This is a genomic window from Flavobacterium sp. LC2016-23 (assembly GCF_009674775.1).
GTDB lineage: Bacteria > Bacteroidota > Bacteroidia > Flavobacteriales > Flavobacteriaceae > Flavobacterium.
Genome location: NZ_WKKE01000005.1, coordinates 116663 through 134919 on the forward strand (window position 1 = coordinate 116663; position 18257 = coordinate 134919).

16 protein-coding genes are annotated in these 18257 nt (G+C 33.6%); 2 read left to right on the plus strand and 14 right to left on the minus strand.

The features are described 5' to 3' along the window. Position 1: 1 nt before the first annotated feature. From GJU43_RS05710 to GJU43_RS05760, 11 genes are all read right to left on the minus strand, one after another. Positions 2 to 2425, minus strand: a complete 2424-nt coding sequence (locus GJU43_RS05710; protein ID WP_154339858.1) for an SLBB domain-containing protein — start codon at positions 2423 to 2425, stop codon at positions 2 to 4. Positions 2426 to 2449: 24 nt separating this feature from the next. Further along, the gene (gene rfbB / locus GJU43_RS05715; RefSeq protein WP_154339859.1) at positions 2450 to 3496 is read right to left on the minus strand and encodes a dTDP-glucose 4,6-dehydratase; all 1047 of its coding nucleotides are present in this window, start codon (positions 3494 to 3496) and stop codon (positions 2450 to 2452) included. Positions 3497 to 3504: 8 nt separating this feature from the next. Continuing rightward, positions 3505 to 4512, minus strand: coding sequence for a mannose-1-phosphate guanylyltransferase (locus GJU43_RS05720; protein ID WP_154339860.1), 1008 nt, complete (start codon positions 4510 to 4512; stop codon positions 3505 to 3507). 31 nt (positions 4513 to 4543) lie between these two features. Continuing rightward, positions 4544 to 5857 (minus strand): nucleotide sugar dehydrogenase, encoded by a 1314-nt coding sequence (locus GJU43_RS05725; protein WP_154339861.1) that lies wholly within the window; start codon positions 5855 to 5857, stop codon positions 4544 to 4546. 267 nt (positions 5858 to 6124) lie between these two features. Beyond that, a complete protein-coding gene (locus GJU43_RS05730) occupies positions 6125 to 6589 on the minus strand; it encodes a UpxY family transcription antiterminator (protein ID WP_154339862.1) in 465 nt (154 codons plus the stop codon). A gap of 83 nt (positions 6590 to 6672) precedes the next feature. Then, a complete protein-coding gene (locus tag GJU43_RS05735; protein WP_154339863.1) occupies positions 6673 to 8064 on the minus strand; it encodes a UDP-glucose 6-dehydrogenase in 1392 nt (463 codons plus the stop codon). Between the two features lie 30 nt (positions 8065 to 8094). Continuing rightward, on the minus strand, positions 8095 to 9078 hold the full coding sequence (locus GJU43_RS05740; protein ID WP_154339864.1) for an SDR family oxidoreductase: 984 nt from the start codon (positions 9076 to 9078) through the stop codon (positions 8095 to 8097). Positions 9079 to 9088: 10 nt separating this feature from the next. Next, positions 9089 to 11530 carry a polysaccharide biosynthesis tyrosine autokinase gene (locus GJU43_RS05745; RefSeq protein ID WP_154339865.1) on the minus strand — a complete coding sequence of 814 codons (2442 nt, stop codon included), beginning with the start codon at positions 11528 to 11530 and terminating at the stop codon, positions 9089 to 9091. A gap of 14 nt (positions 11531 to 11544) precedes the next feature. Beyond that, on the minus strand, positions 11545 to 12333 hold the full coding sequence (locus tag GJU43_RS05750) for a polysaccharide biosynthesis/export family protein (RefSeq protein ID WP_154339866.1): 789 nt from the start codon (positions 12331 to 12333) through the stop codon (positions 11545 to 11547). 71 nt (positions 12334 to 12404) lie between these two features. Further along, a complete protein-coding gene (recR, locus tag GJU43_RS05755; protein WP_154339867.1) occupies positions 12405 to 13025 on the minus strand; it encodes a recombination mediator RecR in 621 nt (206 codons plus the stop codon). A gap of 103 nt (positions 13026 to 13128) precedes the next feature. Further along, a complete protein-coding gene (locus GJU43_RS05760) occupies positions 13129 to 13494 on the minus strand; it encodes a CoA-binding protein (RefSeq protein ID WP_127338512.1) in 366 nt (121 codons plus the stop codon). A 153-nt stretch (positions 13495 to 13647) separates the two neighbouring features. Here GJU43_RS05760 and GJU43_RS05765 point away from each other — a divergent pair, with 153 nt between their 5' ends. Together GJU43_RS05765 and GJU43_RS05770 are read left to right on the plus strand one after the other, a co-directional pair. Then, positions 13648 to 14277 carry a MarC family NAAT transporter gene (locus tag GJU43_RS05765; RefSeq protein ID WP_154339868.1) on the plus strand — a complete coding sequence of 210 codons (630 nt, stop codon included), beginning with the start codon at positions 13648 to 13650 and terminating at the stop codon, positions 14275 to 14277. A 124-nt stretch (positions 14278 to 14401) separates the two neighbouring features. Further along, on the plus strand, positions 14402 to 14806 hold the full coding sequence (locus tag GJU43_RS05770) for a helix-turn-helix transcriptional regulator (RefSeq protein ID WP_154339869.1): 405 nt from the start codon (positions 14402 to 14404) through the stop codon (positions 14804 to 14806). A gap of 80 nt (positions 14807 to 14886) precedes the next feature. Here the strand turns inward: GJU43_RS05770 and ctlX are convergent, their stop codons facing one another. From ctlX to GJU43_RS05785, 3 genes are all read right to left on the minus strand, one after another. After that, positions 14887 to 15822 (minus strand): citrulline utilization hydrolase CtlX, encoded by a 936-nt coding sequence (gene ctlX / locus GJU43_RS05775; protein WP_154339870.1) that lies wholly within the window; start codon positions 15820 to 15822, stop codon positions 14887 to 14889. 80 nt (positions 15823 to 15902) lie between these two features. Then, complete coding sequence (locus GJU43_RS05780) at positions 15903 to 16817, minus strand: dimethylarginine dimethylaminohydrolase family protein (protein ID WP_154339871.1); 915 nt, start codon at positions 16815 to 16817, stop codon at positions 15903 to 15905. Between the two features lie 66 nt (positions 16818 to 16883). Continuing rightward, the gene (locus GJU43_RS05785; RefSeq protein WP_154339872.1) at positions 16884 to 18161 is read right to left on the minus strand and encodes a citrate synthase; all 1278 of its coding nucleotides are present in this window, start codon (positions 18159 to 18161) and stop codon (positions 16884 to 16886) included. Positions 18162 to 18257 lie beyond the last annotated feature (96 nt).

Here is an 18257-nt window from a genome sequence, read left to right on the forward strand (position 1 = left end):
TTTATTTAAATGCAGTTACGATTAATAATGCTAAACTTGTTAATACACTTCCAATGCTCACCCATTCTCCTGTACTCATTTTCTTCGTCTCCGGTTTCTCAGGAACAACAATTTGAGAATCTGGCATAACATCTGGATATGATCTAAAAAACAAAAAAGACTTAGTTACTGATGCATTACCGTTTGGATAAATTATATAAGCTTTTTTCTTCCAACCTTTACTATCAACTCCACCTACTGCATTTATATAATATTTAAATCCTTTTCCCTTTCTATAGGGAATTTCAGATGTCAACAGTACATTTCCTGTCACTTTAACTCCCTCATTATAAACCGAAACTTCGATTTGATCGCCTGGAAATAAAGTTACATTAGAATAATGATTTTTATCTTTTACAATTTTTTCCCAATTAACCGGAATGGTAGAAAATTTCACCCCTTCCTCTAATTTTTTGGCTAACTTCTCATTTAAAGTGTCATTTTTTGACAAATTAAGATCTATACTTTTTAATTTATCTATTTGATCTTTTTTAATTGGCCTTTTAATTTTCATCCCCTCTAAATTAGCTACAGAAGTCAATCCACCGGCTCTCATTACGATATTATAAACTTTTTCTTTCTTGTTTGCCAAAACATATTTTCCCGGATAAGTTACAGCGCCAGTAATAGTAACCATTTCAGGCTTTTCGTAAACCGCTATTCTTCGTATATTTATAACATCGAAAGGTTTTAAAGCAAAATTCTTAATTTGTTCATTATTATCTCCTGAGATCTCAAGCTCCACTAATTCAATTCGATTTGGATCAGAATCGTTTATGACATCAGATTTGACCATTCTTGCAATTTCAACTTTTTTAGATGCAGAACCTGTTAATCCTCCAACCTGAACAATTAAATCATTTAACGTCAAATTTTCAAAATATTCATAAACCCCAGGACTTTTAACTTCTCCATCAATTGTCACCTTATATTCCTCTCTAAAGTCCAGAATAGAATACACTGTAACAATATCTTCCCTTTTTAATTCAATATCACTATTTAAATCACCAGTTAATGCATCATTTAAATCCACATTAACTATTTCGGTAGTTAAATCCGATTTTAAACGAATAATTCTGGCTCTTTTACTATAAGCATCTTCCTTAAGTCCTTCTGCTCTTGCGATAAGATCAGAAATTCTCATTCCCTCAGTGAAAGAATAATAATCTGGTCTAAAAACTGCTCCTTCAATTTTAATACGATTTTCAAATCTATTTAAAATTTTAGTCACTTTAAAAACATCTCCTGATTGTGGATTATAAGTACTAAATTCACTTTCGTTTATATCATGGACTTTGAATTCTTTACCTGTCTTTTGCACAACATTTACAGAAGCAGTGTAAGCAAACTCATTAAATCCTGAAGCAAAATTTAATAAATCTGAAAAAGTTTCTCCTTTTTTCATTTCAAAAATTCCAGGGCGCTTTACTTCGCCTTCAACTGTTACTCTTTGACTATATGCAGGAATTCTAATTACATCATTATCTTTTAGATTAATATTATCAGATTGATCTCCCTTAACCAGAAACCTGTAAATATCTATATTTTTAAAAACTTTATTATTTCTAATTAATTCGATATTTCTATAACTCCCATTTTTCCCAGGACCACCAGCCAGATGTAAAGCGTTGTATACTGTAGCTAAAGATGAGATTGAATAATTACCTGGTTGTTTGCCTCCAACTACTGTTATTTTAATAGTTCGTATTTGACTTAAACTAATACTTACCTGAGACTGACCAGATCTCACGGTAGTATATATTTTAGCAATTGCGGCTTTTATTTTTTGAGTCGCTGCTTCAATTGACATTCCTGAAACGGCTATTTGTCCAACATTTTGAATTGATATTTTTCCTTCAACACTTACAGGGATATTGTCATTGTACTCCTGAATTCCATAGACACTTATCTGCAATTCATCCCCTGGTCCTAACACATAGTTCATAGGGGTTGCTAATTTTAAATCTGGTTCAAAATTTAAATTTGGATTGTCAAATAATTCTGAACCAAAAATCAAAGCATTAGCTGAATCTTTAACCTTTTCATTTCTGATCTTGTCTTGTTTTCTTCCAGATTCAACTTTATTTTCTTGAATTTTAGGCTTATCATCTCCTTTGATTGATTTTGTCTCGTATTCCTTAAGTTTATACTTTAGTTTGTCATATTCTGTCTGACTCATCCCTTTTGAGAGGGCCATTGACTCAACTTGTTCAATGGTAGTATTATTACTTTTTAGTTGTGCACTAATTTTTGCCAGGTCATCATCAGACAAATAATCCACTTTTACTGTACTTAAATCTTTGGATCTTAGTATATCTTGCGCATTTACATTGATGGAACTCAATAAAATAAAGAACAGAATAATAACATATGTTATTTTTTTCATATTGAATATATTTAATCTAAAAATCTATGAATATTGTTTTTGATAATAATCTTTATACGAACCGGAAGTTACATTTTGTAGCCACTCTTCATTTTCAAGATACCAATTAATTGTTTTTTCCAAACCTTCTTCAAAAGTTACAGAAGGTTTCCAACCCAGTTCTCTATTAATTTTTGAAGCATCTATTGCGTATCTTAAATCATGACCAGGTCTGTCTTTTACATAAGTTATTAACTCTTGGGAAGTCCCGGAAGTTCTACCCAATTTCTCATCCATAATCTGGCATAATAATTTCACCAAATCAATGTTTTTCCATTCATTGAAACCCCCAATATTATAGGTTTCATGATTTTTTCCTTCATGAAAAACCAAATCAATTGCTGCTGCATGATCCTCTACAAATAACCAATCTCTGGTATAATTTCCATCACCATATACTGGTAATGGTTTATTATTGATAATATTATTTATAAAAAGTGGAATTAATTTTTCAGGAAAGTGATAAGATCCGTAATTGTTAGAGCAGTTTGTCAAAACATACGGCAGTCCGTAAGTTTCTCCATAAGCTCTGACAAAATGATCAGAACTTGCTTTTGAGGCAGAATACGGAGAATTAGGATCGTAGGCTGTAGTTTCGGTAAAAAGCCCTTCAGCTCCCAAGGAACCGTAAACTTCATCTGTACTTATGTGATAAAATCTTTTATTTGTAAAATCATTCTTCCATTGATTTTTTGCAGCATTTAACAAATTCATTGTGCCGATAACATTCGTTTTCACAAAAGCCAAAGGATCTTCAATAGAACGATCTACATGGGATTCTGCCGCTAAATGCAATATTCCATCAAAATTATAATTTAGAAAGAGTTCATTGACAAAAGCTTCATCAACGATATCTCCTTTCACAAAATGATAATTCGGGTGATTTTCAATATCTTTTATATTTTCCAGATTCCCTGCATAAGTCAAAGCATCTAGATTAAAAATTTGATAATCTGGATATTTATTTACAAAACGTCTAACCACATGCGATCCAATAAAACCAGCACCACCTGTTATAAGAATTTTTTTCATCTTATTATTTAATTTAATAACTCAGATTTTATTTTTTCTAACTCACTATATATATCTTTTACGTCTTGAGAACTTTCTTTCTGTAAAATTAAATTCGCAGTCTCGGTATAAACAAAAATGGTGTTTTTTAATCCTAAGAAAGTAGTGTGCTTTCCAGATCCAATAACCATATTACCGTTTTTATCAATAGGATGCCCTTTTGAAACCAAATAATCATAAACAGATTCAAACGAACCTAAATCTGACCAGGAGAATGAAGCCGGAACAACTTTAATTTTTTTGCTGCGTTCCATTACCGCATAATCAATACTAATGGACGGAATTTCCATCGATAAATCTAAATTAAGAAGCCCTTTTTCATTGGCTTCCCAAACTGCTTTAGATTTTTCATAAACCTCTGGCTGAAATTGTTTTAGTTCATCCAAAAGAACTCCCGCCTTAAAACAGAACATCCCGCTATTCCATAAAAAATTCCCCCTTGCAATAAACTCTTTTGCCGTAGTTTCATTTGGTTTTTCGCGAAATGACAGTACTTTATCACCTCTTGATTCAATATATCCATAACCCGTTTCAGGCTTAGTTGGTATAATTCCAAAAGTAACAATAAAACCTTCATTGGCTTTTTTAACGGCTTCCTGAATTGCATTATTATAATCATCCATTTTATCAATAATATGATCTGATGGCGTTATGATTAAAACATCATCCGGATTTGAGGCAAATGCTGCAAAAGCAATAGCAGCCGCTGTATTTCTTGGTGTAGCTTCTACAATATTTAAATAATTTGTTTTAGTTTTATCCATCACTTTTCCGCTTAAATGATGATTTTCTACATTTCCAACCACCATTACTTTATCTGCTAAATGACTGTTCCGTTCTACTGTCATTTCAAATAATGATTTGTTTTCAAAAATTTCTAAATATTGTTTTGGCTGGCTTTTACGGGAAAGAGGCCATAATCTGCTTCCTACTCCGCCAGTTAAAATGACATGTATAATTGAATTCTTTGTTTCCATTTTTCTTAAAATAAAAAAAGACCCTTAGTTACTATAATCTATTATCAGCTATAGCTCCTAAAACTCCTTTTACATCATATATTAAACTATCTTCTTTTTGAAGTTCTGAGAAATTTAATTCTAAAAATTCTGCGTGTGCAACTCCCAAAACAATCGCATCAAATTTATCTTGCGGAATACTATTACTTGTTATTAAATTATATTCTTTTTTTACATCATTCGCATTAGCAAGCGGATCAAATATGGTTACTATAATTCCATACTCTTTTAATGCTTTTACAACATCTACAATTTTGGTATTTCGAACATCAGGACAGTTTTCTTTGAAAGTGATTCCCAGCATTAACAGATCTGCTCCGTTAACAGAAATACCTTTCTTAATCATTAATTTAACTATCTGAGAAGCCACATATTCTCCCATACTGTCATTTAAACGTCTACCTGCCAGAATTATTTCAGGATGATAGCCAAATTCCTGTGCTCTCTGAGCCAGGTAATAAGGATCTACTCCAATACAATGTCCGCCAACCAATCCGGGCTTAAAAGGTAAAAAGTTCCATTTTGTAGCTGCTGCTGTTAATACTTCCTGCGTATCAATACCCATTAAGTTGAATATTTTGGCTAGTTCATTAACAAATGCTATATTGATATCTCTTTGAGAATTTTCTATAACTTTAGCTGCTTCAGCCACTTTTATGCTTGGTGCTAAATGAGTCCCAGCAGTTATAACAGACTTATACAAAGCGTCGACTTTTAAACCAATCTCCGGAGTTGATCCTGAAGTTACTTTTAGTATTTTTTCAACCGTATGTTCCTTATCTCCCGGATTTATTCTTTCCGGGGAATATCCCGCAAAAAAATCTTCATTAAACTTTAATCCTGAAACTTTTTCTAAAACAGGAACACATTGCTCTTCTGTAACACCGGGATATACTGTTGATTCATAAATCACAATATCTCCTTTTTTCAATATTTTACCGACCGATTCACTGGATTTATATAAAGGTGTTAAATCCGGACGATTGTTTTTATCTACCGGTGTCGGAACTGTTATTATAAAGTAATTACAAGTTGCGAGATCATCTAAAGTACTCGTACAATATAATCCGGTATTCTGATTCGCATTATCCACCAATACTTTTTGCAAAGTAACATCATCAACTTCTAATGTTGTGTCTGTTCCGGATTTTAAAGATGTAATTCTTGTTTCGTTTATATCAAAACCTATGACCGAATATTTAGTAGCAAATAATCTGGCCAAGGGCAAACCAACATATCCTAGACCAATAATGGCTATTTTTATGTTTTTGTCTATTTTGTAGTCGTTTTTATCCACTTTTTTCATTACAATTCACGGCTTCGCCTCTCTGAGTCACATTATAACTGACACAGATACCTCAAAATCCCTTTTTGGCAAATATAGCATATTAAGTCAACTTATTCAATACCGTTTATAACAGAACTTAACTTACTAAAAATTAAAACTCTAAAAAAACAGGCAAATCTTTATTAATCAGACTTTAAAGTTTACATTTAAAAAAAACAGAAGATAAAAAGCTAAAAAAGCATTTCATCTTCTATTCTATAAATTTATAACAAGTAAAAAACTAAATTATTTATGTTTTATTTTCAACACACATCCTAAAGATTCCAAAATCAGGATATAATGCGTTTTTGACACTTCCTGAACAATTGCATCCTGATTACTAAAAACCCCTGATTCTAATTTTATTCGGTCTCCAACCTGAAACGGTGTTACTGTTATTTCACTAACATCTACATCCATGAGACTTTTTTTTATGATCTCAATTTCTTCATCTTTAACAATTGCCGGTTTCCCTAACCAGAACAAATATCGGACGGCACCTGCAACCTGAAAAACAGAATTCCTGTCAGCATCCTGCAGGCGAACAAAAACATATGAATTAAAAAGGGGAACTTCAATTTTTTTCTTTCTATCTGACCATTGTTTAACCTGAATTACCAGAGGACAATAGCATTCAATACCTATTTGATTTAGCTTTTCCGAAACTTTTTTCTCCCACTTGGGCTTAGTATATATAGCATACCAATTCATATATTTTTTTATATTGAAATAAAATTTTCAATCTTATTTTTATCTCATTTCGAATTAAATCTTACCTGAATATTTATTTTCAATTAAGATCCTATACCTTTATAAACAAACCCAATTGCCTCTACTTCTTTAGCATTTAAAATATTTCTCCCATCAAAAAGAAAGGCCGGCTTATGCATTGAGTCATAAATTTTTTGCCAGTCATACGCTACAAATTCATCCCACTCGGTAAGAATTGAAATCGCATGCGAACCTTTGCAGGCATCATAAGGATTATCAAACGCAAGAATTGCATTATTATTTTCTTCAACTGATCTGCTTTCTAAATAATTTAAATCAGCCAGCATTTTATTTCTTGAAACTTTCGGATCGTAAACAGAGATTTTAGCCTGTTCATTAATCAAATCATCCGCTACATAGATTGCTGCTGACTCACGGGTGTCATTGGTATCTTTTTTGAATGCCCACCCTAAAAATGTAATTTTCTTATCCGCAACAGTATTATATAGGGTTTGAACGATCTTATTTGAAAATCTTCTTTTCTGATGATCATTCATAATAATTACCTGTTCCCAATAATCTGCCACTTCATTTAAACCGTATGATTTTGCGATATAAACTAAATTCAAAATATCTTTTTGAAAGCAGGAACCTCCAAAACCAACAGAGGCTTTTAAAAATTTTGGTCCAATTCGGGTATCCATACCAATTGCTTTGGCAACTTCATTCACATCAGCACCTGTTTTTTCACAAAGTTCGGACATGGCATTTATCGATGAAATACGCTGTGCCAAAAATGCATTTGCCGTAAGTTTAGACAATTCTGAAGACCAAACATTTGTAGTCAGAATTTTATCTTTGCTGACCCAGTTGGCATAGACATTTACTAAGGCATTAATTGCAGCTTCTCCTTCTGGAGTTGTATCACCCCCAATTAAGATCCTGTCGGGATTCAACAAATCGGTAACAGCAGTTCCTTCCGCTAAAAACTCAGGATTCGATAATATTTGAAACTGGACTCCATTTCCGGTATTGTCGAGAATACTTTTTATTGCTTCTGCCGTACGAACCGGCAAAGTTGACTTTTCAACTACAATTTTATTTTCTTTGGCAACTTTGGCAATTTGTCTGGCGCACAATTCAATGTATTTTAAATCAGCTGCCATCCCTTTTCCTTTTCCGTAGGTTTTGGTTGGGGTGTTTACTGATATAAAAATTACCTGGGCTTCATCAATTGCTTTTTCAACTTCAGTCGAAAAAAAGAGATTTCTTCCTCTCGCTTCTGCAACAATTTCTGAAAGGCCTGGCTCATAGATAGGAATATTATTGGTATCCGGATCATTCCAGTCTTTAATTCTTTGTTCGTTCAAATCAACAACAGTCACTTGAATATGTGGACATTTTTGAGCAATTACTGCCATTGTCGGTCCTCCGACATAACCTGCACCAATGCAACAAATTTTGGTTATTTCCATTTAATTATTTATTATCTTAATCTTTGATTTTTATTTCAAATTATTCCAGTACCAGCTTACTGCTTCTTTTAGCCCTTCCTGTAAAGAATATTTCGGATCATATCCGAGCATATTTTTAGCTTTGTCAATGCTTGCCAGTGAATGTGGAATATCTCCTGCTCTGTTTGCACCGTAAACAACTTCTACCTGTGCAATTTTCGGGTCAAATTCTGCCAAATATTTTTTAAGGTATCCTACCAAATCGTTTAAAGTATTCCGATCTCCAAATGCAGTATTATAAACGGTATTCACTGCCTCCTGATTTTGGCTTATGATAGCCAGTTCATTCATCTGAATCACATTATCAATATAGGTAAAATCCCGGGAATAATTTCCATCACCGTTAATTACGGGACTTTCGTAATTCATAAGCTGCATCACAAACTTAGGAATGACTGCGGCATAGGCTCCATTCGGATCTTGTTTTCTTCCAAAAACATTGAAGTAGCGCAGTCCTATCGTTTCTAACCCATATGTTTTACTGAAAATTTCAGCATACAATTCGTTTACATATTTGGTTATGGCGTATGGCGAAAGTGGCTTACCAATAATCTCTTCGACTTTTGGCAACCCTTGCGAGTCTCCGTAGGTAGAAGAACTTGCTGCGTATATAAATCTTTTTACTTTAGCATCGCGGGAGGCTGTTAACATATTTAAAAAACCGGATACATTAACATCGTTGGTTGTGATCGGATCATTTATGGATCGAGGAACAGAACCTAAAGCAGCCTCATGAAGCACATAATCAACTCCATCCACTGCTAAAATACAATCGGCGCTATCGCGAATATCACCTTCAATTAATTTGAAATTTGGGTTCTCAATAAAATCTTTCAGATTATGGCGGTGTCCTGTCGCAAAATTATCCAGACAAACAACCTTATGACCAGATTTTAGAAAATGCTCGCATAAGTTGGAGCCAATAAAGCCGGCACCTCCTGTAATTAAAATTGTATATTGAGCTGATATTTCCATGTATCTCCAATTATTTTTTATTCCATTTATTGAGAATAAATTTTATAAAATTCTTCTTTTCTTCTTCTTCATGATATCCGTTAGAATAAGCGCCATAGCCATACCCGTATCCGGAGCCGTATTTAGCTTTATTTTCATATCCGTTTAAAACGATACTCGCATTGTTGAGCTCTCCTCTTTTTATTCTGTTATTCAGCAATGTGATCATATCTTTTTTAGTGTAATTCTGTCTCACAATGTACAAAGTTACATCTGCATACTGAGCCAGCTCCAGGGCATCAGATACTAAACCAACCGGAGGTGTATCCAGAATAATATAATCGTATTTTTGTTTTAATTCGTCTATCAGCTCTTTCATTGCTTCACTTAAAATAAGCTCTGAAGGATTTGGCGGAATCGGACCGGAAAGAATAACATCCAGATTCGCAATAGTGGTTGAATTTGTTATTTCTTCCAGGTTTTTTTGCTTGATCAGGTAATTAACTACCCCTAAATTATTCGTCAGACCAAATTCGTCTGCTAATCTCGGTTTTCTCAAATCCAGACCTATTATCACTGTTTTCTTTTCACTTAAAGCGAAAACAGTGGCAATGTTTATAGAACAAAATGTCTTTCCTTCACCGCTTATTGACGACGTAATCATTAAGGTCTTTGCTCCGCTTACCCGTTGTTTTTTATAAAGAAACTGTAAGGACGAACGAATTGTCCTAAAGGATTCTGAAAGTGCCGATTTTGGTTTATCAAATACCGCCAGGTTTATATTGTCTTTATTAACACCAATTACTCCAATAATAGGAATCTGCGTTAATTTACTGATATCCTCTATATTCTGAATTGAATTATTAATGAAGAAAATTATAAAAACAAACAGCAAAGGAATCAAAATACCAAGGAACAAAGCCAAAACATAGTTTGCCGAGGTCTTAGGACCAATTAAATTTCCGCCTATATCTTTTGCAGGATCAATAAAATGGATATCAGATAAGTTGGATGCCTTTACAATTTCTGCTTCATTTCTTTTTTGAAGAAATTCAGTATAGATATTATCATTTAAGTCATACTTCCTTTTAATCTTCAACAATTCCTGTTGTTCTTCCGGAAGTCTTTTAACCGTACTTTCAGCCTGACCGATTTTGGCATTTATCAGCGACAAATCATATAGCAAAGATGATTTAGCGCTAACGATGTTTTCCAGCAGCACATCTTTTACAGCATGCATTTGATTATCAAAATCCTTAAAAATCTTATCACTTTTTACCGCATAGGCCATTTCTGATCTTTGTGTAGAAAGCGCAATAAGTTTTGAAACATTTACAACAATATTCGGATCTTCAATTCCTGCAACTGAAGGAGCGGGTAAACGCGAATAATCTACACTGTTATTTAAATATGTTTTTAATGAATTATAGTAAGCAATTTTTCTCGAAATCAGATCTTTCTGTACATCAAAATCCATTATTTTATCCGAAAATTTAGCTCCGCCATCTTCAATCTCATAGATGTTTTTATCTTTTCGGAAAGTTTTTAGTTCATTCCCGTTTTCTTTTAACTGAGATTCCATGGCAACAAGAGTGCTGTCAATAAATCGTATCGTATTGTTAGCAAACTGATTTTTTCCATCAAGCTGAATTTTAATCAGCATTTTTACTGTCGAATTCAGATAATCAACCATTCTGGCTTTGTTTGTTCCCTGTAAGGACAAAGTCAGCAAGGAACCGCCTTTATCATCAGAATCAACATCAATCGCTCTGTAATTAGAAACTGTATTGTCAAAATCATTAAATCGAATAAAATATTCATTTCCTTTATAAAACCCCGGATTGTCATTTATTTGTAATTTCCAGTTCAGGAAAGGCAGTGACACCTGCTCCCCAACTTTATATTTTTTTACAAATTCTACAGGCTGAACCGAAGTATTCGAATAAGAATTTTTAGAATACGTTATTAAGGAAACCGAATTAGTTTCAAATGGAATTCTGATTTCATATGTATTTTCATTTAAAAATTTAATACTGATTAAAGTATTGGCAAGCTGCCCTCTTGTTTTATCAATATTTAAATAAAAAGGTACTTCTCCATAGGAATCAACCAAATTATATTTTCCCTGTGTAAGATAATCAATATAAAATTGTAATTTATCAACAACGAGCTCATTATGGGATCTGGACTTTAATATAGTTGAAATCCCGTTTACCTGATCGGAAATTCCTCCCCAGTTAAAAACCAAACTCGTATTTGAAGTAAAAAACGGATTGCTTTCTTCCTCAATAGAAATCATGGTCTGCATTCCGTAAATTTTTTCTTTTCGAATATTTACCTGATAGGCAATTGCAAATGAAATTATTAAACTAATAAGAAACCATTTCCAATAGCTGAGAATCTTTAATAAAAGCCCTTTAAAATCAAAATTCGAATGATTTTCAAACATCGAAAAATCTTTTATATCTAACATCTTTGAACCTTGTTTTAATTTTTAAGAAGCAAATAAACTGTTGTTGCCAGAGACAACAAAGTGATAACAGTACTTATAGACTGTATACCAGTCTGTCCTGTTCCCCACGTTTTTTGTTTTAATGGTTTTACGTAAATATAATCGTTAGGCTGCAAATAATAATAAGGAGACTTCATTACATTAGCATCAGTCAGATCAATATCATTCATCTGAACTCCGGTCGGCGTTTGGCGAATTACGGTCACTGCTTTTCTGTCTCCTACTGTTGTAATATCGCCCGCATTTGCGATAGCCTCCATAATATTGACATGTGACTGAAATAATGTTTTTGTTCCCATGCTTCCAACCTCACCATTTATCGTGTACCTGAAACCGGCTAATTTTACGGTTACAAAAATATTAGCCTCGCTTTTAAAATATTCTTCCAGTAATTTTTTTTCGATGATCACCCGTATTTCTTCAAGGGTATAGCCAATAACATTTATTTCACCCAAAATTGGCATTCTGATATTTCCATGATCATCAACGGTAAAACCGTCAAAATACAAAGCTGACTCTGATTTATCGGTTACCCCTGAATTAGATTTACTAAAAATCGCTACTAACTTAGGATCAATAGCCTTAATATCAACAGTTATCACGTCGTTTGTTTGTAATCTGTAAGGCTTAGATTCGACAGCAGCGACAGTATTTTGTTCTCCGGAAGTATTTTTATTTTGTAAATACACCAAGTCTTTTACAGGAATACAAGATGTAAATAAAACACTAATTAATAGTAGTATATAAAAGCTGTTTTTTGTCATTGTAAATATTTTATCGGCAAATATAGGTTTTCCTGTAATCTTCAGGAAATCTACTTTTTAATTGACCTTATTTAATTGTTTTTGAAAGTTTTTTCAAACGGAATACGTTGCAAAATACTTCTTCCAAGTGTAACTTCGTCTGCATATTCTAACTCGTCCCCTACTGAAATACCTCTTGCAATTGTTGAAATCACGATCTCAGATTCCGCAATTTGTTTGTAGATATAGAAATTTGTCGTATCACCTTCCATTGTTGAGCTCAAGGCAAAAATAATTTCCGTTACAATTCCGGATTTTACTTTTTCGACGAGGCTTGAAATGTTTAACTGACTTGGACCAACACCTTCGATGGGGGAAATTTTTCCGCCCAAAACATGATAAATCCCTTTGTATTGGCCTGTGTTTTCAATAGCCATTACATCACGAATGTCTTCAACGACACAAATCAGCTGATGGTTTCTTGTCGAATTAGCACAGATTTCACAAACTTTTGTATCTGAAATATTATGGCAGCTTTCACAAAACTTAATATCCTCGCGCATGTTCAGCAATGCCTGGGATAAAAAACCTGTTTGTTCTTTAGGCTGTTTTAACAAATGCAAAACCAATCGCAAAGCCGTTCTCTTGCCGATTCCGGGCAATTGCGACATTTCATTGACTGCTTTTTCTATTAATTTTGATGAAAATTCCATAACTACAAAAATACTATTTTTATGGTTCTTTTAGTCTGGCTTACTAACATTGAAACTCATTTATCGCCGTTAATCCGCAAAAGACACTAAAAAAGTTCTGAAATTAATATTGATTTGTAGCCAGCAAAACTAAAGTACAGGCAACTTCTGCCTTAATATTATTTAGTTCCAGCAATTGATACAATTCGGGATTCTCAGTTCCTGGATTAAAAACTACTCTTTTCGGCTGTGCTTCTATGATATAATTATAGTAATCACGCTGACGGGAAGGATTTAAGTATAAAGTTACGGTATCAATATTTTTGACAGGAATAGCTTTTGTATAAATTTTTACTCCGGCAACTTCACCGGTATTTTGACCAATTGCCAAAACAGTGTGTCCTTTTTGAACTAATGCATTTATAGCTTTATAAGCGTAGCGGTCTGGTTTTGTGGTAGCACCAAGAACTAAAGTTTTTTTGTTTTTCATCATTTTAAAATATGCTACAAAAGTAATCAAAAAGTATGAGCTTATTTTACGTTATTTTTAGGGAAATAGTAGCAATAAAAAAACAATATCCAAACGTGAATATGCAATCTACTATTAAAAATTGACTATTTTTACTCCACTAACCCAAACAATATGGATTTATTCATTTATTTATTTGCCGCACTTTTCTCAGTGTTAAACCCAATTGGCACCGTTCCCATTTTTGTGGGACTTACGCAGCATGACTCTCAAAAAGAGCGTTCGAGAATTTCATTATGGACTGCTATAAACGTTTTCATCATTTTGATTGTTTCTTATTTTATAGGTCAGTATGTATTGACTTTTTTCGGAATCAGTATCGATGCACTTCGAATTGCGGGAGGAATTGTAATTGTAAGTTCAGGATTCTCCTTACTTTCCGGAAAATTCAATAAAAAACGAGGGATCAATAAAAAGATTGAAAATGAAGCTCAGCAACGAAACGACATTGCTTTAACTCCATTAGCTATTCCAATGTTAGCCGGTCCCGGTTCAATGTCTTTGTTGATTGCTTTTTACCAGGAACATCATGGAATGGAAGAAATTATCATTTCAACTTTAGCAATTCTTGCTATTGCTGTAGCGATTTTTGCTATTCTGAAAAGCGCACATTACTTAGCCCGAATACTGGGAGCCTCAGGAATTGTGGCCATTTCCAGAATTGTTGGATTTATTGTTATATCAATCGGAATTCAATATATTGTCAGTTCAATCATTAATATTGTAAAAGGAAATCTGATGTAAATTTATTTTGCGCTATAATATTCTGACAAAAAAGATATTGTACAGGATATTTTTTTATCTTTAAATCTCAGAATTTTTAATCCGATGCCGTTATCTTTGAGCCTTCGGAAAATTTATATTTATTATGGAACAGAAAATACATCAGGGAAGAAACGTAAAACGTTTTAGAGAAATGCTAGGTATCAAACAGGAGTCATTGGCTTTTGATCTGGGAAATGACTGGAATCAAAAGAAAATCTCTATGCTGGAGCAAAAAGATGTAATTGAAGATGATATCCTGGATCAAATCTCACATGCCTTAAAAATTCCTGTGGAAGCTTTTCATAATTTTGATGAAGAGCAGGCTATAAATATTATTTCTAATACTTTTCATGATACTCAAGGCCTGATAAATTACAACCCAACTTTCAATAATAATCCAATTGAGAAACTAATCCAGCTTCACGAAGAAAAGATTGCGTTATACGAGCGTATGCTGAAAGAAAAAGATGAAATGATGGCAAGGCTTGAAAAATTAATCAATAAATAATTAGAAGTTCTCGCTTCATAATAATAAAGGCTCAACCAAATAGTTGAGCCTTTATTATATCAAATTTTATTATTTCCGTTTTAACTTCTTGGCAAAAACACTTCGGCCATCATGCATCTTGCACTTCCTCCTCCGCAAGCTTCGATGGTATCCAGGCTTGAACTCAAAATTTCAGCATGGGCTTCTAATTGCGCAATTTGTTTTGGAGTTAAACTCTGGTGAGCCGAAGCACTCATTACAAGATACTTCTTATCATTTGTTCCTCTAACTTCTAACATATTACCGGCAAAATTATTGACCTGTGCTTCTGTAATCAGAATAATCTCTTTTTTATCCGCTTTCAAGTTGTCTAAAACCATTTTGCGTTCTTTTTTATCATCGATACAATCGGCACAGATTACTGCAAAAGTTTCTCCTAAACACATCATAACGTTGGTATGATATATTAATTTTCGTTCTCCGTTTACAGTTTGAAAAGCTTCAAAAATAACAGGAGCATAATCAAAATCCTCACAGAATTCAATAAACAGCTCTTCATCGGCACGAGGTGACAAAGCACAATATGCTTTTGCATTAGCTCTGTCTAAAAGCAAACTTCCTGTTCCTTCCAGAAAAAACCCGTCTTCTTCAGCCGACGTGTAATCCATTATATTAGTGATTTCAAAACCTTTGTCTTCAAGAGTGTCTAAAATATCCTCACGACGCTCCTGACGACGATTTTCGGCAAACATAGGATATAATGCCACATCACCATTTTCATGAAATGAAACCCAGTTGTTTGGAAAAATACTATCGGGTGTATCTGTCTCTAAAGTATCTTTAATAACCGTAACATCAACCCCAACCGCTCGCAGTTTTTCTACAAAAACATCAAATTCCTGTTGTGCTTTCGCATTTACCGTACTTGGTAAAAGTCCGTCTAATACTTTTTGGTAATAATTATTTACAGCCGTTTGCTCATTCATCCTGAAAGCTACCGGACGAATCATTACGATGGCATTTGTAGTTTGTTTCATAATCTTTATATTTTTTTTGTTTCAGGTTTAAGGTTTCAAGTTTCGTAAAGAACGTGAACCTGAAACCTGAAACTCATTTTTTAGTCTCTAATTAAAGGCAAAGTTGAACATCTCAACAATCCTTCCTGTTTGGCAATTTCGGCGTACGGAATTTCTTCAACCGTAAAACCATTTGCGCGTAACCAATTGTTAAGTCTGGTAAAGTTTTTCTCTGAAACGACTACATTCGTATCTATTGAAAATACATTCGAAAACATATGGTACATTTCATTCCTTTCGATGTGAAATAAATTTTCTTTTCCAAAAAGGTTTACTAAATACAGATAATCAGCTTCTTCACGAAATCCTCTTTTATAGATAATTCCTTTGTCTTTTCCTACTGGCTGAAAACAACAATCTAAATGCAAAGCATTATCTCTGGCTTCAAGTTTAGATTTAACAAGATCAAATTCTTTGACTATTTTATTTGGAAATAACTCCTTAATATAGTTTACACCCTGCATATTGGTTCGGGCAGTGATATAATCTTTGTAATCACTCCCTTTGTAAGTCCCAATAAAAATATGATCATTCCAAAGCATGACATCTCCTCCTTCAATATGAACTTCTTCCGGAGGGCGAACCACTTTTGTTGCATCCATCTGGTCAATTACATATTGAATGGCATCCAGCTCTCTTTCTCGGTCGGGTAAAATATTAGATTTCACAAAAGTATCATCAATAACAAAACCAATATCCCTGGCGAAAATCTGGTTGTAATTTTCGATCATCTCAGGACGATAGACTGTTACATTGTACTTTTGAAAAACAGCATTAAAAGCATCCATTTCAGCAACCATATCTTTTTCAATAGGATAAGTTCCTGCCTTAATATGTTCCAATGATTTAGGATCATAGGCTTCATCAACAGATGGAGTCGGCCCATTATGAACAGCAGAACCCAAAACTACGGCACGTAATCTTGACGTTTCGTTCTTTACATTTAATTGCAACATAACTTTATTATATTTTGGGCAAATATAAAAAAAGCTTCACAGTTAAGTGAAGCTTTTAAAGTTATTTTATCTGTTAGACTTAAAGTCTCTCAATGGGTGTCCTGTATAAATTTGTCTAGGTCGTCCGATTGGTTCTTTGTTTTCACGCATTTCTTTCCATTGTGCGATCCATCCCGGCAATCTTCCGATAGCAAACATTACTGTAAACATATCGGTTGGAATCCCTAATGCTCTGTAAATAATTCCTGAATAGAAATCTACATTTGGGTATAAATTTCTTGATTTGAAGTACTCATCTTCAAGAGCAGCTGATTCTAATTTTTTAGCAATTTCTAAAATAGGATCATCAACACCTAAGGTTTCTAACACTTCTTTAGCCGCTTTTTTGATGATTTTAGCTCTTGGATCAAAGTTTTTATAAACTCTGTGACCAAATCCCATTAAACGGAAAGGATCGTTTTTATCTTTCGCTTTCGCCAAAAATTTGTCCGTATCACCACCATCTTTATTGATTTCCTCCAGCATTTCAAGAACTGCCTGATTTGCACCTCCGTGAAGTGGTCCCCAAAGAGCTGAAACACCCGCAGAGATAGAAGCAAATAGACCTGCATGAGAAGAACCAACCATTCTAACTGTTGAAGTAGAACAGTTTTGCTCGTGATCTGCATGAAGGATAAACAATTTATCTAAAGCGTCAACAATAACAGGATTGGCTGAATAAGGTCCTGTAGGCAATTTAAACATTAATTGCATAAAATTATCAACGTAACCTGTTGTGTTATCGTAATAATTCAAAGGATACCCCATAGATTTTCTGTACGTCCAGGTAGCAATCACAAGGAATTTACCCATTGTTTTACAAATGGCTTCGTACATTTCTTTTTCATTTTCAACATTTACCGCTTTTGGATTAAATGCCGTTAGAGCACTTGTTAAAGCAGATAAAACACCCATTGGATGTGCTGTTTTTGGAAAACCGTCAATGATATTTTTCATTTCTTCGTTTACCAAAGTATGTTTTTTGATACCATTTTCAAACTGTTCCAATTCCTGAGCAGTCGGAAGTTCTCCAAAAATTAAAAGATAGGATACTTCCAGAAAATTAGCCTTTTCAGCTAGATCTTCAATTGAGTATCCTCTGTAACGCAAAATTCCTAATTCTCCGTCTAAGAAAGTGATTTCACTTTTACAGGAGCCGGAATTTTTATATCCCGGATCAAGAGTAATAATACCAGTTAAATCACGTAATTTGTTAATATCGATAGCTGATTCATTTTCGCTTCCTGTGATTACCGGAAGTTCAATTTTTTGACCATCTACTTCTAATGTAGCTATTTTTGACATAATATATCGGAAATAAATCTTTAAAATAATAATTTATCAAATCTAAGGAATTTAACACTAATTAAAAAAAGAATCCTGCTATGAATTTGTTAAAAC